The sequence below is a fragment of the Actinoplanes sp. NPDC048796 genome, assembly GCF_040650035.1.
Taxonomy (GTDB): Bacteria; Actinomycetota; Actinomycetes; order Mycobacteriales; family Micromonosporaceae; genus Actinoplanes.
The window spans coordinates 40,295-61,536 of the sequence record NZ_JBEZGO010000004.1; the positions used below are offsets into that span (position 1 = coordinate 40,295).

Consider the following 21,242-nt stretch of genomic DNA (forward strand, 5'->3'; position numbering starts at 1 on the left):
AATCCGCCTGATCAGCCCGCTCTGACGTCGCGGCCGTGCGCGCACAGCGCGTAGATGATCACGATGTCCATCACGATCAGGATCGTGCACCACACCGGCGCCGCCGGCAGGAACATGGCGTGCACCAGCGTGGCCACGAAGGCGACGACGACACCGGCGATCCGGGCCCACAGCCAGCCGGCGAAGACCCCGGCGCCGGCGACGATCGCGAGCAGGCCGAACAGGAGGTGAATCCATCCCCAGGTGGTGTAGCTGACCTCGATGAGCAGGGCGCCCGGCGCGACCAGCAGGACCTCGTCGCGCAGGAGCGCGGTCAGGCCCTCGATCGCCTGAAAGGCGCCGGCGACCATCAGCATGATGCCGCCGAAGACGATGATGCCGATCCATCCGGTGGCCGGCGGCGCGGTAGCGGCGCCCGGCGGTCGTTCCGTGGCGTAGCTGGACATGACGGCCACTATGGCCGCCGCCTGGTCCGCCCGCCTCATGCCCGCGGGATGAACGCCGTCAATTCTTCGTGCCTCGCCAATACCGGGGCTTGTTGGCGCTCCGCCTGATGTGCTTCGGTGACGGTGGTACCGGGCCGTGGGAACGGCGTCTCCTGCCGGAGGGTGGCGATATGGGCGATTCCGTGGTGCGCGGCCGTGCCGTGCCCGCGCTGGGCGCCCGGCCGTCCGGCCCGCGCCTGCCGCCGAGGCTGCTCTGGCGTGGCCGCCTCGCCGAGCGGCTCGATCAGGGTGTCCGGCAACCGGTGACGCTCGTCTGTGCCGGCCCGGGCTGGGGCAAGACCGCGCTCGCCGGTTCGTGGGCGGCGGCCCGCGCGGTGTCGGGCCCGATCGCCTGGCTGAGCTGCGAGCCGCGGCACAACCATCCGTACGCGCTCTGGTCCGATCTGGTCCTGGCCCTGCGCACCTCCGGCGGCGTTCCGCCCGGGCACCCCCTGCCGGAAGCCGGTCCGTCGCCGGCCGAGGACGGCCTGGACTACGCGGCCCGCGTCGCGGCCGCCGTCGCGGCCCTGCCCGCGCCGGTGGTCCTCGTCCTCGACGACCTGCACCGGGTGACCGACGAGCGGACCCTGGCCGGGCTCGCCGCCCTCGTGGCCCGGCCCGGCGGCCGGCTGCGCTTCGTGCTGATCACGCGGGGGGAGCTCGGAATACCCCTGCACCGCGAGCGCGCCGCCGGCGAGCTCACCGAGATCAGGTCGGCCGATCTGGCGTTCCGGCCGGCCGAGACGGCCGAGTTGTCGGCACAGTCCGGCCGGCGGCTGTCCGCCGAGCGCCTGGCCGACCTGCTGCGCCGCACCGAGGGCTGGCCGGCCGGCCTGCGCCTGGCCATGGAGGCGCCCGAGGGCATCAGCCCGGCCGCCGCCGCCGAGGACTACCTGCTGCGCGAGGTGCTGGCCACCCAGCCCGCCCACCGGCAGCTTTTCCTGTTGCGCACCAGCGTCTGCGACCGGGTCTGCGCGGGCCTGGCCGACGCGCTCACCGGCCAGCAGCACAGCCAGCGGATCCTCGAGGAGCTGGCGGCGGCCAACCTCTTCGTCGAGCGGATCGGCTCCGGCCGGTGGTTCCGCTACCACCCGCTCTTCCGGGCCACGCTGCGTCACCGGGTCACCGTGAGCAAGCCCGGCGAGGTGCCGCGGCTGCACCTGCTGGCCGCCCAGTGGCACAACGGTCAGGGCGACGGCCTGACCGCGCTGCGGCACGCGGCCGCCGCCGGCGACTGGGGCCTGGTCGGCCGGCTGGTCGTCGACCATGGACTGACCCTGGTCGCCTCGGCCGACCACGCCGAGCTGTTCGAGGTTCTGCGCCGCATCCCGTCCGGCCGTCTCGCCGACAGCCCGGAGCTGCTGCTCTGCTCGGCGATCCTGCGCTACGCGCACGGCGACCTGGCCGCTGTCCCGCAGCAGCTGGCCCGGGCCCGGGCCCTGCTACAGACCTACGCCCCCGGTTACCGCGGGCGGGTCGAGCTGGCCGCCGCGGTGCTGGAGTCGGGCACGGTCACCCGGCGCCGCGGCGACATGCCGGCCGTCATCGAGGACACGACGGCGTTGCTGGCCGAACTGACCCGGCTCGACGCCAACGTGCCGTCGTTGCTGCCCTACCGGGCCATGGTCCTCAACAACAAGGGCTCGGCTCTGTTCTGGACCGGCCGGCTCGACCACGCCGACCGCTACCTGTGGGCCGCGGCGTCGGCGGCCCGGGTCACCCGGACGCCGCTCATCGAGATCAACGCGCTGAGCCACCTGGCCCTGCTGGTCCACCGCCAGGGCTCGCCGGCCGAGGCGGCCGGTCACGCCATCGCGGCGATCGAGGCCGCGCGCCGGATCGACGCGCTGACCCACCCGGCCGTCGCGCCGGCCTACCTCGCACAGGCCTTCATCAAGCTCGACCAGGGCGCCGACGTCGACGCCGAGGCGGACCTGCGCCAGGCGTTCATGGCGCTCGGCGAGCATCCGGAGACCGTGATGGCCGGGTTGGCCGCGGTGCTCCGGGCCCGGCTGCTGATCGACCGGGGAGAGCCCGCCGCGGCCCGGACCGTGCTGGCCAAGGCGGCCGCCGAGGCCGGGCCGGAGCAGCACGCGCCGTTGCTCGACCGCTCGTTCGACCTCGCCCGGGCCGAGATCGACCTCGCGCTCGGCGAGCCGGCCGCTGTCGTGAAGCGGTACGCGGCCGGTCCGCTCGCCCCGGCCGAGCAGGTCTGCCTCGCCCGTGGCCACCTGGCGCTCGGCGACTTCACCGCCGCCGAGCAGCTGCTCGCCCTGGCCCGGGAGGGCTCCGACCGGGTGTCGGTGGTCGCGGCGTGGGTGCTCACCGCGCTCGCGGCCGACGCGCACAGCCGCAGCGGCCGCGCCGCCGACGCCCTCGGCCACGCCCTGGCCGCCGCCGAGGCCGACCGCATCCGGCGCCCGTTCCGCCGCCTCGATCCCGAGCGGATGCTGGTGCTGGCGGGCCGGCAGCAGTGGCTCAGCGAGCCGCGGGGGCCGGTCGCCGACGGGGTGCTGGCCGAGATCACCGGCGAGATCCCGGTGCTGGGCGGCCTGCCCTCGGCGGACCCGCTCAGCGAGCGCGAGATCGACGTACTGCAATATCTGCCGACCGTGCTGACGGCCGGGGAGATCGCCGAGAGCCTGGGCATCTCGGTGAACACGGTCAAGGCGCACATGCGCTCGATCTACCGCAAGCTCGGCGCCGGCCGCCGCCGCGAGGCGGTCGTCCAGGCCCGGCAGGCCGGCCTGCTCTGAGGTCGCTCACTCGCGGGGGATGAGGCCGGTGCCCCCGGGAGAGCCGACGCTGGTCACATGACCGAGGCAACCATCCGGACGCAGCCCCCCGACCTGCTCGCCGAGGTGCGGTCCCAGCCGTTCCCCTGGTGGGCCATGCTCGTCACCGGCCTTCTCGGCACCGGCTTCGGCGTCGCCGTGCTCGTCTGGCCCGACATCAGCCTGCGCATCATGGCGCTGCTCGTCGGCATCTGGCTCTTCATGTCCGGCGCCGCCTGGACCGTCGGCGCCTTCATCCCCGGCCGCGGCAAGAGCGCCGGCGAACACGTGCTCACCGGCGTCGTCGGCATCGTGGTGCTGGTCGGCGGGCTGCTCTGCCTGCGCGACCTGGTCACCCGGCTGACCGTGCTGGCCCTGATCTTCGCGGTCACCTGGATCCTCAGCGGCATCGCCGAGGTCATCGCCGCCTACCGGACGTCCGGGGTGCGCCGCGCCGGCCTGATCGGCGTCGGCCTGCTCTCCATCGTGGCCGGTCTGATCCTGCTGTTCGCGCCCGGCCTGTCGCTGACCGCCCTGGTGCTGCTCACCGGCATCAGCAGCATCGTGGTCGGCCTGGGCGAGGTCGTACTCGCGTTCTACCTGCGCCGCACGGCGCACTGAACGATGGGCGCCGTCGCGCGGGCGGTGGCCCTCGTCGCGCTCGGATGGGTGGCCGCGGCGTTCACCATCGCCGTGCTGCCCGGGATCAGCGCCGACGGCGCCGGCGACGTGCTCCTGGTCGCCGTCATCGTCGGCCTGCTCGGCGCCGTGCTGCGCCCGGCCCTGGCCGGGCTGCTGACCTGGATCGGCTGGGCCGGGGTGGTGACCGGCTGGCTCGCCGGCCAGGCGCTCATCGTCTACGGGGCCCTGCTGCTGGCGCCGGGCGTGCACGTCGACGGCTTCTGGCCGGCGTTCTGGGCCGCCTGGATCGGCGCGACCCTGATGGCCCTCGGCCTGTGGCTGGTGACCGCGGGCCAGCCCGGCGTGGTCACCCGGCACCTGATCCGGGCCCACCGCCGGTACCGGCGCGACGTCGTCCGCACCGGCACCCCGGGCCTGGTCATGATCCAGATCGACGGGTTGTCGGCGCCGCTGGCCCGCTGGGCGGTCGAGGCCGGCAATCTGCCCACGCTGAGCCGCTGGCTGCGGACCGGGCACACGCTGACCGAGTGGCACGCCCGGCTGCCGGCGACGACGCCGGCCAGCCAGGCGGGACTGCTGCACGGCGCCAGCGATCAGGTTCCGGCTTTCCGGTGGTACGAGAAGGAGCCCGGCCGCCTCGTCGTGACGAACCGGCCCGCGGACGCGGCCCTGGTCGAGCAGCGGTGCGCCGAGGGCCTGCTCAGCGACGGCGGGGTGAGCATCAGCAACGTCTTCTCGGGCGGCGCGCCGACGTCCCTGCTCACCATGAGCACGGTCCGCTCCGGGCGTGGCCCCGACCGGTACGTCAGCGCCTATCTGCTGGACCCGTTCGGGCTGACCCGCTCGCTGGTGCTGACCGTCGGCGAGATCGTCAAGGAGCTCTACCAGGCCCGGCGCCGCCGATTGCGGGGCGTGGAGCCGCGGATCGGCCGCGACTGGGGCTACGTACTGCTGCGCGGCGCGACGAACGTCCTGCTGCGGCATCTCAACCTGGCGCTGCTGGCCGAGCACGTCATGCGCGGGGCGCCGGCCATCTACTGCGACTTCGTCGACTACGACGAGATCGCGCACCACGCCGGCCCGATCCGGCCGGAGGCGCTGGCCTCCCTCGAGGGCATCGACGCCGTGCTGGCCACGCTGGAGGAGGTCGCGGCGGCGGCGCCCCGGCCGTACCGTTTCGTCGTGCTCTCCGACCACGGGCAGAGCCAGGGCGCCACCTTCGCCCAGCGCTACGGCCTGCGCTTCGAGGACCTGGTCGGCCAGCTCACCACGCCGGGCGAGGTGGTGGCGCTCGAGGAGGACGAACAGGAGGGTCGGGCCCGGGTGCTGCGCCCCGGCGCCGATCGGGCGGAGACCACCATCGGCCGCCCCGAGATCGTCGTCGCCGCCTCCGGCAACCTCGCGCTCGTCTACCTGGCCCGCCTGCCCGGGCGGGTGACGCTGGAGGAGATCGAACAGCGCCATCCGAAGCTCATCGACGGCCTGGTCGCGCACCCCGGCGTCGGCTGGGTCATGGTGCGCTCGGGCCGCGACGGCCCGGTCGTACTCGGCCGCGGCGGCCGCCGGTGGCTCGACGGCGACCGAATCGAGGGCGCCGACCCGCTCGACGGCTTCGGCCCGCACGCCGCCGACGACCTGCGCCGCCACGACGGTCTCGCCCACACCGGTGACCTGCTGGTCAACAGCCTCTGGGACCCGGACACGCAGGAGGTCGCCGCGTTCGAGGAACTGATCGGCTGCCACGGCGGCCTCGGCGGCTGGCAGGACCGGCCGCTGCTGATCCACCCGCGGGAATGGCCCGCGCCCACCGGCCTGACCGGCGCCGACGCCGTACACCGGCTGCTGCGCCACTGGCTCGACGAAAAGGAAGCACCATGTGCCGCTGGCTCGCCTACTCCGGAACGCCCATCCGCCTCGACGAGGTCCTCTACAAGCCCCAGCACTCCCTGATCGATCAGAGCATGCACTCCAAGCTCGGGGTGGAGACGACGAACGGCGACGGATTCGGCGTCGGCTGGTACCCGGTCGACGGGCCGGCCGAGCCGGCCCTGTTCCGCGGGGTCGGACCGGCCTGGAGCGACGCCAACCTGCGCGAGATCGCCGCCGCCACCTCCTCGCCGCTGTTCCTGGCCCACATCCGCGCCAGCACCGGGACGGCCGTGCAGCAGACCAACAGCCACCCCTTCCGGCACGAGAACTGGCTGTGGGTCCACAACGGCTCGATCCGCGACTTCGCCCGCCTCAAGCGCGACCTGGTCCTGGCGATCGACCCCGACCTGTACTCGTCGCTGGCCGGCTCGACCGACTCCGAGGTCATGTTCCATCTGGCCCTGACCTACGGCCTGCGGGACCGGCCGATCGCGGCGGTCGAGCGGATGGCCGGCCTCATCGAGTCGGTGGCCCGGGCCCACGGCGTACCCGATCCGCTGCAGATGACAGTGGCCACCACCGACGGCGACCGGATCTGGGGCTTCCGCTACTCGAGCGAGGGGCACAGCCGGTCCCTGTTCTACAGCACCGACATCTCGGCCCTGCACCAGCTCTACCCTGAGGACAAGCGGCTGCGCGGACTGTCCGACGAGACCCGCCTCGTCGTCTCGGAGCCGCTGGGCGACCTCAAGGGCGCCTGGCAGCCGGTGCCCGAGTCGAGCTGGGGTGTCATTCAGAAGGGCGAGGATGAGATGGGCCGCTTTGAACCGGCTATACCATGATCTGGCGTGGGTTTTCCGCCGCGGAGAAGGCACAGCCTTGACGGTGCTTGTCGCGCACGTGTCGGACCTGCACCTGGGTGCGCACGACCGGCGGGCGGCGGCCGGGCTGGCCGCGGACGTGATGGCGGCCCGGCCCGATCTGACCGTGGTCACCGGGGACAGCACCATGCGGGCCCGGCCGCACGAGTTCCGGCAGGCCCGGGAACTGCTCGACCGGCTGCCGCGGCCGCTGCTCGTGGTGCTGGGCAACCACGACGTGCCGCTGCTGAGCCGGCGGCGCCTGCTCGACCCGTACGGCGCCTATCGAAGCGCGATCACCGACGACCTCGACCCGGTCCGCCGGGTCCCGGGGCTGACCGCGCTCGGGCTGCAGTCGATGCCGCGGTGGCGCTGGAAGAACGGCCGGCTCACCGGCCGCCAGACCGAGCTGGCGGCGGGCGTGTTCGGCCGGGCCCCGGCGGGCGACGTCCGCCTGATCGCGCTGCATCATCCGCCGGGGGAGGGATGGCTGCCGGGCTGGCCGAGGCTGCGGCGCGCCGCCCGGCCCGACATCGTGCTGGCCGGGCACACCCACGTGCCCCGGGTGCTGCCGATGGCCGGCTGCCTGATCGTCGTCGCGGGCACCGCGACCAGCCACCGCACGCGCGGGGTGCCGCACTCGTGGAGCCTGATCTCGATCGCACCCGGCGCCTTCGCGGTCAGCGAGCGCTACCTCGACGACGTCGGCTGGTACACGGCCCGGGTCGTCGACGTGCCCCGCTTCAGTGCAGCAATGTCTTGAGCACGACCAGGCCCGCGCCGAACATGCCGGCCACCAGCGTGGACACCAGGCGCTCGTTCGTCGTGAGCCGGCCACCGGCGCCGATCCGCCAGCCCGCCATGCACAGCAGCACCGTCGTGGTGGCCAGCGAGGCGATCTCGGCGCCGATCAGCGACGTTCCGGTGACCTTCACCGCCAGCAGCACCAGCAGCGGCAGGATCGAGGCCGACACCAGCTCCCAGCCGCTGGTCAGCTGCCGGCGCACCGTGTGCCAGGTCGGGCGGTGGCCCTGGTGGATCCGCTCGGCCACGATCCGGGCGTACCGCTCGGCCGCCCAGTAGATGACCAGCGTGACGATCACCGCCACGACGACCGCCCGCGCGGTCGCGGCGTGCCCGGCGACCAGCACGGCCGCTCCCACGATGAGGCCGTAGATGCCGGAGGCGGTGGCCTCCTCGTCCTCGGCCCGCAGGCGTCTGCTCAACGGTATCCACGTGCGCGCCATGCCACCGAGCCTGGCCGCGATCCCCTTCCGAGGACTCATCCGGCGAGGGTGAACCCATCAGCGGCCCGCCACAGGGATGCTGGATGACGTGCCGAACGAGTTGCGCCGCGCCACCGATCGCCTGGAGGGCCTGATGCTCTTCACTCTGGTCATGACCTTCCTGGCCGGCGCCCCGCTGCTGGGCTGGTGGGCGGGTCAGAGCGCGTACCGGACCGACCTGCGGGCGCAGCGCTGGGAGCAGGCGCACATCTTCCAGGTCGAGGCCGTGCTGCGCGGCGACCCGGTGCCGTCGGTCGGCGGGCGCACCGGCGCCACCCTGACCGCCCGGGCCACCTGGACGGCGCCGGACAACACGCCGCGCGAGGGCGCCGTCCCGGTCACGCCGAACGACACGGCCGGCGGCCGCGTCCCCCTCTGGGTCGACGACCGGGGCACCCCACGGCAACCGCCGCCGCGACGCCAGCCCGCCTCCCAGGGCTTCATGGTCGGCGCCGCCGTCGTCCTGTGCGCCGCCGCGGCCACGGCCGGGCTGCACCGCATCGGCCGCGCCCTGCTCGACCGGCACCGCTACCGCAATTGGGAACGCGAATGGCTCGAGGTCGGCCCGCGCTGGAGCCGCGAGAGCCGCTGAGTCATACCCTCCGGAGGATGCCGGGCGCCCGCCGGAACGGAACGCTCGGGGCCATGGCCGTCCGCTTTTCCGCCTCGCTGCGGCGAGCACTCATCCCGTTCGCGCTGGCGCAGTTCATCTGCAGCTACGCCGGCTCCAACATGAACGTCATGATCAACGACATCAGCGAGGACCTGAACACCACGGTCTCCGGTGTCCAGGTCACCATCACCGTCTTCCTGCTGGTGATGGCCGCGCTGATGATCCCCGGAGGCAAGCTGACCGACCGGTACGGGCGTAAGCGGTGCCTGACCGTGGGCCTGCTCATCTACGCCGTGGGCGCCCTGCTGAGCGCGGCCGCGCCCGGCATCTGGGTCCTCGTGCTCGGCAACTCCATCCTGGAGGGCGTCGGCACGGCCCTGCTCATCCCGCCCGTCTACATCCTGACCACGCTGCTGTTCACCGACATGGCGTCGCGGGCGCGGGCGTTCGGCGCGATCAGCGCGATGGGCGGCATCGGCGCGGCCACCGGCCCGCTGATCGGCGGCTTCATCACCTCGTTCTTCAGCTGGCGGGTCGCCTTCCTGTTCCAGGCGGCGATCGTCATCCTGATCGCCGTGCTGTCCCGCCGCTGGGTCACCGACCCGCTGCCGGCCGACCCGAACATGCCGTTCGACGTCCGCGGCGCCATCACCTCGGCGCTCGGCCTGGTCCTGGTGGTCAGCGGCATCCTGGCCGCCGACAACAACCTGGCGCTCTGCGCCGGCATGGTGATCGCGGGCATCCTCGTCCTGGCCTGGTTCTTCGTCTCGGTCCGGGCCCGCGAACGCGCCGGCAAACCGGTGCTGCTCTCGATGGTCCTGTTCAAGAACAAGACGGCCAACCTCGGCATGATCACCCAGAACCTCCAGTGGCTGATGCTGATGGGCACGTCCTTCGTGGTCTCGGCCTACCTCCAGGTGGTACGGGGATACAACGCGATCGAGACCGGAGCCATCTTCACGGCGACGACGGCCGGGCTGCTGCTGTCCTCGCTGGGTGCGGAACGCTTCGCCCGCCGGCGCACCCAGCGCACGCTGATCGTGGCCGGCTTCGTCATCGCCGTGCTGGGCATCGCGATCCTGGTCCCGATGGTCAGCACCATCGACGGCGCCTGGGCGTTCGTCCCCGGCCTGTTCGTGAGCGGCTTCGGCCTGGGCGCGATGCTGACGCCGTCGGTGAACGTGGTGCAGTCCGCCTTCGGCGAGGAGTTGCAGGGCGAGATCTCCGGCCTGTCCCGCAGCGTCTCCAACCTGGGCTCGTCCCTGGGCGGCGCGATAGCCGGCACGATCCTGGTCGCCGGCCTGGCCGCCACCCCGGGCCGCAACTACGCCCTGGCCATGATCGCCGTAGCCGCGGCCGGCGTCCTCGGCCTGGCGGCGGCCCTGGCCCTACCCCGAGGCCGCGTCGCCACATGACAACGCGTCGGCCCGGCGGAGCTGGTCGCTGCGGTGCCGGCGCCCGCGATGCCGGTGGTGCTCGCGGTCGGTTCCGCATCCGGCCCGACGGCTCCGCCCGCCGCCGTGCCGCGGGTGTGTGGAGCCCGCGGGCTCGGTAAGCGCATGCGCCGGCTCCGGCTCCTCCTGCTCATCGCGGCCGCACTCGCCGTGGTCGCGGGACGGCGGGGTGCGCCAGCCGCCGGGGCAGTGGCTGGTCGGGCCGCTGATCCGCGCTGCCATGATCGTGCGGGCCGTGTCAGCGGGTGGGTGGGGGTGCCGGCTCGGGAGTGGGGGCTCGCCGGTGGGTGACGACCTGGTCGTAGGGGCCGCGCTCCTGTTCGCGGGCCAGCAGGGCGAAGGCCCGGGCATCGGCCTCGGTGGGGCGTTCGGGGTCGAGGGCTCGCGGCCACAAGCGCGCATGACGGACGGCGGCGGCCTCCGCCGCGTACACCAGGATGTTGCTCAGGAGGTAGAGCAGGGTGAAGGCGGCCGCCACCGTGGCGAACGCGCCGTACACCGGGCCGGCCCGCCGGGCCATGCCGGGCAGCACCGACGCGCTCAGGCTCAGGACCAGGGCGATCGCCACGCCGCCGGGCAGCGCGGCCGGCCACAGGGCCCGCAGCGGGGCCGGGCGGGCCAGCAGCAGCTTGGCCACCGCGGTCAGGGTCAGGCCGGCGACCAGCGCGCTTCCCGCCAGCACGACCGTCGCCGTGGCGGCGGCGGCCGCGGTGCCGATCAGGACGACCAGCAGGGCCGCGAAGACGCGCAGGAGCCAGGCGAGCATGCCGTGGCGTTCGCGGAAGGGAACGGCGGCCAGGTGGTTCAGCGTCCGGTAGGCCGAGAAGACCACGCCGGCGCCGGTGAACAGCAACGTGCCGAGGCCGACGGCCAGGGCCACGTACGACGAGGGAAGCTCTCTCTGGATGTCGTCGGCCAGCGTCGGCGGGACGATGGCCTCGATCAGCTCCGCCAGCAGCTCCGGGCGGTTGGCCAGCACCTGGGTCAGCGCCGCCACCCCGAGCAGCAGCAACGGGAACAGGCTGAGGAAGCCGTAGTACGTGATCAGCGCGGCCTCCCGCGCGCCGCCGTCGTCGAGGTATTTGCGGACGACGGCGTGGGGGAAGCCCAGGACGGCGTGCCGCCGCTGGAGGTCGTCGAGGCGGCGGAGCAGCGCGGCCGGGGTCAGCAGGTTCCCTTCAGCGCGTCGACCAGGTTCGTTCCGGCCGTACGGACCTCGTTGACCGCCGTCCGGACCGCGCCCAGGTCGGCCGGCCGTCCCCGCAGCGCCGCGCCGAGCTGGTCGGTCGCCGTGCGCAGCGCGTCGGCCTGCGGCTTGAACTGGGCCTGGGCGTCCGCGACGACCTGGTTCAGGTCGTCGCGCAGCTGGGCCAGCAGGGTCCGCATCTGGCTCACGCCGGTCTCCGACACGTTGGTGTCGCGGATGTGGTTCACCGTGTTCTGCGCGGCGTCCACGCTCTCGCACACGGCCGGGGCGGCCGAGGCCGCGCTGTCCGAACAGCCGGCCAGGGCACCGAGGAACAGCAGCACAATCACCAGTCGCTTCATGTCTGCCACGATCCGCCGCCGGGGCCGCGGGCTCCTCGCCCGCGCGGGATGAGGTGGCCGCCGGTGCGCCATTCGACGATGGGGGCATGGCGATCGGACCGGTACAGCTCATCGTGCTCGGCTTCAGGCGCCCGGACTTCCACGCCGAGATCGTCGACGAGCTTGAGCGGCTTCGCCGGTCCGGCACGGTACGGGTCATCGACGCGCTCGCCGTCTACAAGGGCCCCGGCGACGAGATCGAGGTCGAGCACCTGAACGACCTCACCCTGGACGAGGCGGTCGAGCTCGGCAGCCGGGTCGGCGCCCTGGTCGGCCTGGACATCGAGGGGGAGCCGGGCATGGTGGCCGGCACCGCCGGCGACCCCGGCGACGGCGACGGCGACGCCTGGGATGTGATCGGGGAGATCCCGCCGGACAGCGCGGCCGCCCTGGTCCTGCTGGAACACCACTGGGCCGCGCCGCTGGGCGACGCCGTCGCCCGGGCCGGCGGGTTCCGGCTGTCGGACGGCTTCATCAGCCCGGTCGACCTGGTCGAGGTGGGCCTGCTCAGCCCCGAGGAGGCGCTTCCGGTGCTCGGATCGCGCCGGATGGCCCACCCGAAAGGGCGGCGGACCGCCCGGCGGGTCAGCCGGCGGGCGGCGCGCCGCCGTTGAAGGCCAGCCGCCGGAGCCGGGCCCAGTCCAGGTCCGGCCGGGCCGGGGGCACACCCGGCCGGTGCCTGGGCACCCGGACGCGCAGCGCGCCGGGGCGGATCGTGCACCGCACCGGCGTGGCCAGCACGAGCGCCTCGCCGTCCACGCCGACCGGCAGTTCGGCCACGTCGGCGTCGATCACGGCCTCGGTGACCTCCCGGGTCGCGACCGAGCGGGCCCGGCCGCCGGCGCTGATCAGGGCGGCCGCGTCGCGCGCGCCCCGCACGGTCACCGCCAGCACGCCGAGGACGCCCTGGTCGAGCCGGGTCCGCCGGCCGGATCCGCTCGCGTACGGGTTGTTGCTGACCAGCACCGCCTGCGGCCCGCTGAGCGTGCCGTCGCCGGTGGTCAGCCGCAGCGGCCGGTCCTCGGTCAGCACCGCCGGCAGCATCTCCAGCGCCGTGCCGATCTTGTCGTCGCGGTAGGCCGCGCTCTGTACGATCTCGGCGTACGCCCCGAACGAGGCGTTGTTGACGAAGATCCGGTCGCCGATCACGCCGAGGTCGATGCGCACCTCGACCCCGTCGGTGAGCGCGTCCAGGCAGGTGGCCGGGTCCTCCCGGTCCAGGCCGAGGTCGAGCGCGAAGTGGTTGCGGGTGCCGGCCGAGATGACCAGGAACGGCAGGCCGTGCTCGGCGGCGATCCCGGCCACCAGGGCCTGGGTGCCGTCGCCGCCGGCCACGCCGAGCAGGTCGGCGCCGTCGCGGACCGCCTGCCGGGCGACATCGGCCACGTCCACGGCCGCGCCGTCCAGCAGGTACACCTCGGCGCCGAGGGTGCGGGCCCGGTCGGCCAGACGGAAGCGCTCGACCTTGCCGCCGCCGGAGCGTGGATTCATGATCAGGTACGGTCGGCGGGGCGGCTCCGACTCGTACTCCTCGGGACCGCTCGTGGCCGTCGTGAGCGCCCGTCGCCCGGCGGCGACCGCACCCGCCCACAGCAGCCCGAACAGGAACACCACCCAGACCAGGTTCGCGCGCGCGAACAGCACGGCCACGGTCAGCGGCGCCAGGACCACGACGGCCCCGGCCAGCCAGCGCAGCACCCCGTGGTGGGTGAGGAACCACCACGCGGCGGCCAGGCCGGCCGCGACCCCGGCGATGCCGGTGATCAGCAGCGCGAGGCTGCCCCGGATCCCCGCCGCGGCGAGGACGAGCACTCCGGCGGCCGCGATCAGGACGAAGGCGAGCCGCGCCAGCCAGCGTTCGGACATGACACCAGCCTCGGCCCGGCCCGGGCCCCGCACCTCATACCAGCGGGATGAGGTGCGGCCGAAGGCGTGGGGGGACCGTCATCGTCAGCCTCTCCTGCAGAAGGGACCATGCCGTGCCGACGACCCAACGCCTGCGGCACCCCGCCGAGATCCCCATGTTCATCTTCATGGTGGTCCTCAACGTGATCATCATCTGGGCGATCCTTCAGGCGGCCATCACGCTGCCGTTCCTGCCCGACCGGATCCGCGAATCGGGCTGGGGCACGACGATCCGTTCCGCCTTCATCGCGCTGCTGCTGCTCGTACCGGCTCTCGTGGTGATCCGCGAGACGCAGCGCGCCTCGATCCGCGGCGGCGCCGTCGAGCTCAGCCCGCGGCAGTACCCGGACCTCTACGCGATAGTGGACGAGTTCGCCGCCAAGCTGGCCCTGCCCCGGCGGCCCAGCATCTACCTGGCCAACGGCAACGGCACCCTCAACGCCTTCGCCGCTCAGGCCACCGGCCACGACTACGTGGTGATCGCCAACGAGCTGTTCGTCAACCTGCGCCACGAGAACCGGGCCGGGCTGCGGTTCATCCTCGGGCACGAGGTGGGGCACATCAAACTGCACCACGTCGCGCTCTGGTACCAGCTCGCCGTCGCCTACTCGGAGCGGATCCCGATCCTCGGCCCGACACTGTCGCGGCTGCGGGAGTACTCGTGCGACCGGCACGGCGCCCACCTGTGCCCGGACGGCGCGACCGGGCTGGTGCTGCTGGCCGGCGGCCGGTACACGGAGAACACCGTGGACATCCCCGAGCTGGTCCGGCAGGGCAAGCGGCTGCACGGCTTCTGGGTCGGGCTGGCTCAGCTGCCGATGTCCCACCCGTTCACGGTGCGCCGCCTGGAACGGCTCGTCTCGCTCGGGATGCTGCGGTCATCCGCGACGGATGACGTGCGGTCCGTCCACCGCGTAACAGGCTGATCGTCATGGATCTCGAACACTCGCACGAGAAGGCGGCCCGCAAACTGGACGCCGAGCACGCCCTGAAGCCCTGGCAGGTCGAGCTGCTCAAACTCCAGAAGCACCTCGAGATCCAGAACCTGCGGATGATCGTGCTCTTCGAGGGTCGCGACGCGGCCGGCAAGGGCGGGGCGATCCGCCGGGTCACCCGCTTCATGAACGAGAAGCGGTACCGGGTGGTCGCCCTGGGCCGGCCCACCGAGGAGCAGCGCTCCCAGTGGTACTACCAGCGCTACGTGGCCCAGTTCCCGGCCGGCGGCGAGATGGTCCTGTTCGACCGCAGCTGGTACAACCGCGCGATGGTCGAGCAGGTCTTCGGATTCTGCACGCCCAAGGAGTACATGGACTTCCTCGACGGGGTCACCGGATTCGAGAAGGACCTCGTACGCACCGGGACGATCCTGGTCAAGCTGTACTACAGCGTGACCCGTGAGGAGCAGGCCCGCCGGTTCGAACGCCGCCGGACCGATCCGCTGCGGCAGTGGAAGCTCAGCGAGATCGACCTGCAGGCGCAGGACCGCTGGGACGACTTCACCAACCGCAAGTACGACATGTTGCGGCGCACCGGAACACCGATGGCGCCGTGGACCATCGTGCGCTCCAACGACAAGCAAAAGGCACGGCTGAACACCATGAAGGTCATCCTCAACGCCGTCGACTACAAGCACCGCGCTCCCGACCTCGACTTCACGCCGGATCCGCGGATCGTCGTGCCGGGCGACGAGGAGGTCGCCCTGATGGAGGGAGGCACGTGGTCATGACCGACGCGACATACCAGGTCAGGGTCTCCGGGGTGATTCCCGAGGAACTCCTGGAGGAACTGCGCGACCTGACGGTCAGCGTGGAACCGCCGGAGACGATCCTGCACGGCTCGCTGCCGGACCAGTCGGCGGTGGTGGGGCTGATCTCCCGCATACACGGCCTCGGACTGCGCCTGATCGAAGTCCGGCGCATTCCACCTTCGCAAGAATCCTGATTGGGGACGGACATGTCCGAGACACAGGCAAGGTCCAACTACACCGGGGACGAGGCGTACGCCGCGTCGCGCCGCCGCACCGCGGAACCGACCGCGTGGGTCGGTGTGGTCATCTTCGCCGCCGTGATGCTGCTGCTGATGGGCGGCTTCCAGATCATGGAGGGCATCGTCGCCATCTTCCGCGACGACTACTACCTGACGACCAGCCGCGGGCTCGTGCTCACCCTCGACTACACGGCCTGGGGCTGGACCCACCTGATCATCGGCCTGATCGCGGTCGGCACCGGCATCGGCATCTTCGCCGGCCAGACCTGGGCCCGCGTGGTCGGCATCATCATCGCCAGCGTGAGCGCCCTGGCCAACGCGGCGTTCCTGCCGGCCTACCCGATCTGGTGCGCGATCCTCATCGCGATCGACGTCCTGATCATCTACGCGCTCGCGGTGCACGGCCGCGAGGTCAAGTGAGCGTTGCCGTGTCACGCTCGCTCAACTGGCTGAGGCTGGCCGGCGGGGTCCTCGCCATCGTGGTCGGTGTCGTCGCGTACGCCTGGCCGGAGGCCACCCTGAGGGTCGTGGCCGTCCTGTTCGGCCTCAACCTGCTGATCGCGGGCGTCGTGCGCACGGTGACGCTGCTGATGAGCCCCGGGTACCCGGTCCTGAACCGGGTGCTCGGGATCATCCTCGGTGTGCTGACCGCCCTGCTCGGCATCCTGTGCATGCGCAACGTCGTCGCCTCGCTGGGCATCCTGCTGCTGATCGTCGCCCTGGGCTGGATGCTCGACGGCCTGGCCGAGATCTTCTCCACGGTCGGCAACGGCGAGTCCGGCGGCAGCTGGCGCATCGGCCTGGGCCTCGTCGCCGTCCTGGCCGGCGTCGCCCTGCTGGTGTGGCCCGGCATCGGCCTCAAGGCTTTCCTCTTCTTCGGCGCCACGGTCCTGGTCTTCGTCGGTATCTGCCTGGTCTTCGTTTCCATCGCCCGCCTGCGGGCCCGGCCGGAAGGCGCCTACTCGTGACCACTTCCCGTCCCGGCCTGAGTATCGGCCCGACCAGCGAGTTCACTCTCTTCTTCCACGTGCGCCCGGGTCACGGCCCGGCCCTGCGCGAGGCGCTGCGCGAGCTTCAGGCGGCGCCCGGCTACCGCGACGGCGACTACGACCTGCCGATCGCGACCATCCACGAGGCGCGGTTCGTGCCGTTCGACGACGACACGAGGCTGCTGTTCGCGACGAGCTTCGACGGGTCGTGGGACGCCTACATGGACGACTTCGCGGCCAAACCGCTGAAGCTGTTCGACGCGATCTTCCGGCACGTGGAGGGCTACGACGGGCTGCCGGACCTCGAGGCGGTCAAGAAGTTCATCCTCAGCGCGCAGCTGACCGCCGGCGGTTACTCGCGCAACTACGGCGGCACGGTCAAGGAGATCCGCAAGGCCGAGCGGGTGAACCGCGCTTTCCAGGCGGTGCTCGACGACCCGGCGGCGGCCGAGGCGCTTCAGGCGCCGGCCCTGGCCCCGCTGCTCGCCGAAGCCGCCGACTGAGGCCGGGGAGCCCGCCCATGTCCGACCACATCTCGGGTCCCCGCGCGCTCGCCGAGCCGATCGCCGACATCACCGACGTGTACGCCTTCCCCAGCCCCGAGGCGCCGGGCCACCTCGTGCTGGTGATGAACACCCTGCCGTTCGCGCCCTTCGACGCCCGGCACTCGGACGGCCTGATCTACCGGTTCCGGCTCAAGCCGCTGCCCGACGGCGTACCACTGGTCATCGATGCTGTCTTCTCCGCTTCGGGCGAGATCGAATGCCAGGGACCGGTTCCCGTGGTACGGGCGTTCGGCGGGCCGCGCTGGGACCCGTTCATCCTCGACGCGCCGGCCGCCCTGCGGACGGTGGCGGCCGGGAAGCTGGCCTTCACCGACCCGTCGGCCATCTATCTGGACGGCAAGAACGTCCTGAGCCTCGTCCTCGAGATCGACTGCACCGGCCACACCCTGCTCGGGGTGGTGGCCGAGACGCTGACCCGGGGCCGGCTGAACGTGCGCATCGAGCGCACGGGCCGGCCCGAGGTGAAGAACCTGCTGCTCGGCCCGAAGCAGTTCGACCAGGTCAATCGCGACCTGGAGATCCGCGACCTCTACAACATGGAGGACGCGTTCCACCTGGCCGACGGCTACCTCGGCGCCTACCGGGCCCGGCTCGACGCCAACCTGGCCTTCTGGGACGGGCTCGACGGCCGGACCGACTGGCCGGCCGGACCGGACGGGCGCCACCCGCTGACGGACTTCTTCCTGGCCGACCATCTCGTCGTCGACGTCACCAAGCCGTACCAGGAAAGCGGCTCCTTCCTCGAGATCGAGCGGGCCCGGCTGGCCGGCACCGCCCATCGCACCTGCGGCGGGCGTGCCCTCAACGACGACGCCATGGACACCTTCTTCACCTTCCTCGTCAACGGCGGCCGCGGCCCGGTGATCCGCGACGGCGTCGACCGGTCGAGCCGGCCCGCCACCAGCACGTTCCCGTACCTGGCCGAGCCGAACCCGGACCCGCCCAAGCCACCCGCACACCTCTAGGACCGCGATGGACCTCGACCTTGACGACATCCAGGCCGGCGCGCTCCACGAGCGGCCCTCACCGTACGTCGGCACGTACCTCCTGCTGCGGGTGAACGACCCGCGCGACGGGCGCCGGCTCGTCCGGCGGCTCGTCCCGCTGCTGTCGCCGGCCCGCGCCGGCGACGCGTGGCTGACCGTCGCCTTCACCTACCACGGGCTCGAGGCGCTCGGCGTGCCGCCGGAGTCGCTGGCCAGCTTCGCCCCCGAGTTCCGGCAGGGCATGGCCGCCCGCGCCGGCATCCTCGGCGACGTCGGCGGAAGCGGCCCGGAGAACTGGGAACCGCCGCTCGGCGGCCCGGACGTGCACATCGCGCTGGCCACCCTGGCCCCCGACCAGGCGAGCCTGGACGAGGCGGTGGCGAAAGCCCGCGCGGTCCGCGACGACTTCCCCGGCGTCGAGGTGATCTGGCAGCAGGACTGCTATCAACTGCCGACCGGGCGTACGTCGTTCGGCTTCCGGGACGGCATCGGGCAACCGGCCGTCGAGGGCGTGGGGGAACACCCGGGCGAGACCCCGATCAAGGCGGGCGAGTTCATCCTCGGCTACCCGGACGAGACCGGCGGGCAGGCGCCGGTGCCCATCCCCGAGGTGCTGGGCCGCAACGGCACGTACGTGGTCTTCCGCAAACTGCACACACGCGTCGCCGCCTACCGCCGCTACCTGCGCGACCGCGCGGCCGACCGGCGGGAGGAGGCGCTGCTCGGCGCCAAGATGGTCGGCCGCTGGCCCAGCGGGGCGCCGCTGTCGCTCGCGCCCGAGGCCGACGATCCCTCACTCGGCGCCGATCCGAAGCGCAACAACGATTTCCGGTACGGCGACGACCTCCGCGGCCTCAAGTGCCCGGCCGGGGCACACGCCCGGCGGGCCAACCCCCGCGACGCCCTCGACGTCGAGGGCACGGTCGACGTACGCCTGCACCGGATGATCCGCCGGGGCACCAGCTACGGGCCTCCGCTGCCCGACGGCGTGCTCGAGGACGACGGCGCCGACCGGGGCATCATCTTCGTCTTCGCCGGCGCCCACCCCCACCGCCAGTTCGAGTTCGTCAAGACGCAGTGGCTCAACGACGGGATCTTCATCGGCGCGCCGCGGGAGAGCGACCCCCTCGTCGGCCGGGGCGGCGACTTCACCGTCCCCCGCCGGCCGATCCGCCGGCGGCTGCGTGACGTACCACCCTTCGTCGTCACCCGCGGCGGCGAGTACTGCTTCGCGCCCAGCCTCAGCGCCCTGAAGTGGATCGCCGACCTTGGAGAGATGCCATGACCACCACCGACCGCTGGAAGTCCCTCGACTTCGGGCCGCCCGCACCGGACGACGGCGATCCGGCCGAATCCGTCCGGCTCGACTACGTCTCCGGCGGCGCGATCGCGGTCATCACCCTGAACCGGCCCGGCGCCGACAACGCGATCAGCACCGAGATGGGCGCCCGGCTCACCGAGGTCCTGGAGACCATCGCCGTCGAGCCGCCGGTCCGCGTCGCGATCCTCACCGGCGCCGGCACCCGGGCCTTCTCGGTCGGCAGCGACCTGCGTCAGCGCCGGAGCATGACCAAGCAGCAGTGGCTGCGCCAGCGCCAGGACTTCGACCGCACCCTTTACACGCTCCGGCAACTCCGCAAACCGATCTTCGCGGCGGTCAACGGCATCGCCTACGGTGGCGGCTCCGAGATCGCCCAGAGCACCGACTTCATCATCGCCGCCGGCAACGCCACCTTCGGCCAGCCCGAGGCGATGATCGGCCTGTCGGCCGGCGGCGGCTCACCCGCCCTGCTGCCCCGGCTGCTGCCGCCCGGCCGGGCCCTGCAGATGCTGATGACCGGCGAGCCGATCACCGCCGACGAGGCGTACCGGCTGGGCCTGGTCACCGAGGTCCACCCGCCGGGCGACCTGATGCCGGCCGCGATGCGCATCGCCGAACGGATCGCGAGCAACTCGCCGACAGCGGTCCAGGCGGTCAAGCGGGCGGTACGGATGGGCGAGGGCCAGCCGATCGAACAGGCCATCGCGATCATGATGGAGGCCCACTGGCGCTCGGCCGTGCACCCCGACCGGGCCGAGGGCATCGGCGCGTTCAACGACAACCGTGATCCGCACTTCCAGGACGCCGACTACTGACCCGTCAGGAGCGCCGCCGATGACCACCACCTCCACCTCCTCCCTCGTCATGATCAAAGACGCGCCGTTCAACGCCGAAGCTCCCCATTCCGGCTTGATCGGTCCCACGACACCGACGGAGCTCCACTACGTACGCAGCAATTTCGCCCTTCCCGACCACGACGGCACCCTGACCGTGGGCGGGGCGGTCGACCGGTCCCTGACCCTGACCGTGGACGACCTGCGGGCCCTGCCGCCGGTGACGCGGGCGGTCACGCTGGAATGCGCCGGAAACGGCCGGCTCGACATGCGGCCGCTGCCGACGGGGGAGCCGTGGGGCGGATACGCGGTGTCCACGGCCGTCTGGACGGGCGCCCGCCTGGCCGACGTGCTGGCCCAGGCCGGCCCGCGCGCGGAGGGCGTCGAGCTGCGCTGCGAGGGAGCCGACCGCGGCAAGTACCACCTGGCGTCGGTGCTGGAGCCGGCCGACGCCGAGCTGACCTTCGTACGATCGCTGGCGCTGTCGCACGCGAGCGACCCGGCGGCCGACATCCTGATCGCGTACGAGATGAACGGGGAACCCCTCAGACCGCACCACGGCGCCCCGTTCCGCCTGGTCGTGCCGCACTGGTACGCGGTGGCCTCGGTGAAGTGGCTGCACCGCCTGGACGTGATCACCGAGCCGTTCGCCGGCGAGTTCCAGACCGGCCACTACGTCTACCAGTGGCCCGACCGCCCGGCCGAGCCGGTGACGCTCATGCGCGTCCGGGCCCGGATCACCGACCCCCAGCCCGGCGCGACCCTCCCGGCCGGGGTGCACATGATCCACGGCAAGGCGTGGTCCGGCGCCGGCCCGATCACCGAGGTCGGCCTGAGCTTCACCGGCGAGAGCGAATGGCTGCCGGCCACTGTGGAGCTCGCCCGCGGCCCCTACCAGTGGCAGGACTGGAGCTTCCGCTGGGAGGCCACCCCGGGCCGGCACAGCCTGCGCGCCCGCGCCCGCGACGCCGCCGGCAACGTCCAGCCCGAGGTCTCACCGTGGAACCGCCTCGGCTACGGCAACAACGCGGTCGAGCTCTCCTACGTCGAGGTCCGCTGACCCTCCACCGGTCCTGATCGTCGATG

At 72.7% G+C, this 21,242-nt stretch carries 23 protein-coding genes; 18 read left to right on the top strand and 5 right to left on the bottom strand.

What is annotated here, in order from left to right; genetic code table 11:
* Positions 1–11: 11 nt before the first annotated feature.
* Positions 12–446, bottom strand: coding sequence for a hypothetical protein (locus AB0C26_RS18740; RefSeq protein ID WP_360248429.1), 435 nt, complete (start codon positions 444–446; stop codon positions 12–14).
* Positions 447–616: 170 nt separating this feature from the next.
* Here AB0C26_RS18740 and AB0C26_RS18745 point away from each other — a divergent pair, with 170 nt between their 5' ends.
* Genes AB0C26_RS18745 through AB0C26_RS18765 form a run of 5 tightly spaced genes read left to right on the top strand, consistent with a single transcriptional unit; the run spans position 617 to position 7,393 of the window.
* Complete coding sequence (locus AB0C26_RS18745; protein ID WP_360248431.1) at positions 617–3,241, top strand: LuxR C-terminal-related transcriptional regulator; 2,625 nt, start codon at positions 617–619, stop codon at positions 3,239–3,241.
* Positions 3,242–3,298: 57 nt separating this feature from the next.
* Positions 3,299–3,880, top strand: a complete 582-nt coding sequence (locus AB0C26_RS18750; protein WP_360248433.1) for a DUF308 domain-containing protein — start codon at positions 3,299–3,301, stop codon at positions 3,878–3,880.
* A 3-nt stretch (positions 3,881–3,883) separates the two neighbouring features.
* Positions 3,884–5,851, top strand: coding sequence for an alkaline phosphatase family protein (locus AB0C26_RS18755; RefSeq protein WP_360248435.1), 1,968 nt, complete (start codon positions 3,884–3,886; stop codon positions 5,849–5,851).
* On the top strand, positions 5,776–6,612 hold the full coding sequence (locus tag AB0C26_RS18760) for a class II glutamine amidotransferase (protein ID WP_360248437.1): 837 nt from the start codon (positions 5,776–5,778) through the stop codon (positions 6,610–6,612). The genes AB0C26_RS18755 and AB0C26_RS18760 overlap by 76 nt, the downstream gene beginning before the upstream one ends.
* A gap of 43 nt (positions 6,613–6,655) precedes the next feature.
* Positions 6,656–7,393 carry a metallophosphoesterase gene (locus AB0C26_RS18765; protein ID WP_360249977.1) on the top strand — a complete coding sequence of 246 codons (738 nt, stop codon included), beginning with the start codon at positions 6,656–6,658 and terminating at the stop codon, positions 7,391–7,393.
* Here AB0C26_RS18765 and AB0C26_RS18770 read toward each other — a convergent pair.
* Entirely contained in the window at positions 7,374–7,856 is a 483-nt protein-coding gene (locus tag AB0C26_RS18770; protein WP_360248439.1) for a hypothetical protein, read from the bottom strand. The two genes, AB0C26_RS18765 and AB0C26_RS18770, sit on opposite strands and share 20 nt — an antisense overlap.
* Positions 7,857–7,965: 109 nt before the next feature.
* Between AB0C26_RS18770 and AB0C26_RS18775 the strand changes: the two genes are divergently transcribed.
* Together AB0C26_RS18775 and AB0C26_RS18780 are read left to right on the top strand one after the other, a co-directional pair.
* Entirely contained in the window at positions 7,966–8,508 is a 543-nt protein-coding gene (locus tag AB0C26_RS18775; RefSeq protein WP_360248441.1) for a hypothetical protein, read from the top strand.
* Positions 8,509–8,525: 17 nt separating this feature from the next.
* Positions 8,526–9,944: an MFS transporter gene (locus AB0C26_RS18780; protein ID WP_360248443.1), complete on the top strand. Its 1,419-nt coding sequence runs from the start codon at positions 8,526–8,528 to the stop codon at positions 9,942–9,944.
* 277 nt (positions 9,945–10,221) lie between these two features.
* Here the strand turns inward: AB0C26_RS18780 and AB0C26_RS18785 are convergent, their stop codons facing one another.
* Both AB0C26_RS18785 and AB0C26_RS18790 read right to left on the bottom strand, forming a co-directional pair.
* A complete protein-coding gene (locus tag AB0C26_RS18785; protein ID WP_360249980.1) occupies positions 10,222–11,154 on the bottom strand; it encodes a YhjD/YihY/BrkB family envelope integrity protein in 933 nt (310 codons plus the stop codon).
* Positions 11,148–11,531 carry a hypothetical protein gene (locus AB0C26_RS18790; RefSeq protein WP_360248445.1) on the bottom strand — a complete coding sequence of 128 codons (384 nt, stop codon included), beginning with the start codon at positions 11,529–11,531 and terminating at the stop codon, positions 11,148–11,150. The genes AB0C26_RS18785 and AB0C26_RS18790 overlap by 7 nt, the downstream gene beginning before the upstream one ends.
* Before the next feature lie 86 nt (positions 11,532–11,617).
* Here AB0C26_RS18790 and AB0C26_RS18795 point away from each other — a divergent pair, with 86 nt between their 5' ends.
* A complete protein-coding gene (locus AB0C26_RS18795) occupies positions 11,618–12,184 on the top strand; it encodes a hypothetical protein (protein ID WP_360248447.1) in 567 nt (188 codons plus the stop codon).
* Here the strand turns inward: AB0C26_RS18795 and AB0C26_RS18800 are convergent.
* The gene (locus AB0C26_RS18800; RefSeq protein ID WP_360248449.1) at positions 12,156–13,436 is read right to left on the bottom strand and encodes a diacylglycerol kinase family protein; all 1,281 of its coding nucleotides are present in this window, start codon (positions 13,434–13,436) and stop codon (positions 12,156–12,158) included. The genes AB0C26_RS18795 and AB0C26_RS18800 overlap by 29 nt on opposite strands.
* A 113-nt stretch (positions 13,437–13,549) precedes the next feature.
* On the opposite strand from AB0C26_RS18800, the gene AB0C26_RS18805 reads away from it, so the two are divergent.
* The 10 genes from AB0C26_RS18805 to AB0C26_RS18850 are packed head-to-tail and all read left to right on the top strand — an operon-like array spanning position 13,550 to position 21,216.
* Positions 13,550–14,401 carry a M48 family metallopeptidase gene (locus AB0C26_RS18805; protein WP_360248451.1) on the top strand — a complete coding sequence of 284 codons (852 nt, stop codon included), beginning with the start codon at positions 13,550–13,552 and terminating at the stop codon, positions 14,399–14,401.
* A 5-nt stretch (positions 14,402–14,406) separates the two neighbouring features.
* The gene (gene ppk2 / locus AB0C26_RS18810) at positions 14,407–15,201 is read left to right on the top strand and encodes a polyphosphate kinase 2 (protein ID WP_360248453.1); all 795 of its coding nucleotides are present in this window, start codon (positions 14,407–14,409) and stop codon (positions 15,199–15,201) included.
* Positions 15,198–15,416 carry a hypothetical protein gene (locus AB0C26_RS18815; protein WP_097323098.1) on the top strand — a complete coding sequence of 73 codons (219 nt, stop codon included), beginning with the start codon at positions 15,198–15,200 and terminating at the stop codon, positions 15,414–15,416. The genes ppk2 and AB0C26_RS18815 overlap by 4 nt, the downstream gene beginning before the upstream one ends.
* A 12-nt stretch (positions 15,417–15,428) precedes the next feature.
* Positions 15,429–15,881 carry a hypothetical protein gene (locus tag AB0C26_RS18820; protein ID WP_360248455.1) on the top strand — a complete coding sequence of 151 codons (453 nt, stop codon included), beginning with the start codon at positions 15,429–15,431 and terminating at the stop codon, positions 15,879–15,881.
* Positions 15,882–15,889: 8 nt separating this feature from the next.
* Positions 15,890–16,429 carry a DUF308 domain-containing protein gene (locus AB0C26_RS18825; RefSeq protein ID WP_360248457.1) on the top strand — a complete coding sequence of 180 codons (540 nt, stop codon included), beginning with the start codon at positions 15,890–15,892 and terminating at the stop codon, positions 16,427–16,429.
* Complete coding sequence (locus AB0C26_RS18830) at positions 16,426–16,953, top strand: hypothetical protein (protein WP_360248459.1); 528 nt, start codon at positions 16,426–16,428, stop codon at positions 16,951–16,953. The genes AB0C26_RS18825 and AB0C26_RS18830 overlap by 4 nt, the downstream gene beginning before the upstream one ends.
* Before the next feature lie 17 nt (positions 16,954–16,970).
* Positions 16,971–17,981, top strand: a complete 1,011-nt coding sequence (locus tag AB0C26_RS18835; RefSeq protein WP_360248461.1) for a DUF4331 family protein — start codon at positions 16,971–16,973, stop codon at positions 17,979–17,981.
* 7 nt (positions 17,982–17,988) lie between these two features.
* Positions 17,989–19,287, top strand: coding sequence for a Dyp-type peroxidase (locus tag AB0C26_RS18840; RefSeq protein WP_360248463.1), 1,299 nt, complete (start codon positions 17,989–17,991; stop codon positions 19,285–19,287).
* On the top strand, positions 19,284–20,138 hold the full coding sequence (locus AB0C26_RS18845; protein WP_360248465.1) for an enoyl-CoA hydratase-related protein: 855 nt from the start codon (positions 19,284–19,286) through the stop codon (positions 20,136–20,138). Before AB0C26_RS18840 ends, AB0C26_RS18845 begins: the two co-directional genes overlap by 4 nt.
* Positions 20,139–20,157: 19 nt before the next feature.
* On the top strand, positions 20,158–21,216 hold the full coding sequence (locus AB0C26_RS18850; RefSeq protein WP_360248467.1) for a sulfite oxidase: 1,059 nt from the start codon (positions 20,158–20,160) through the stop codon (positions 21,214–21,216).
* Positions 21,217–21,242: the final 26 nt, after the last annotated feature.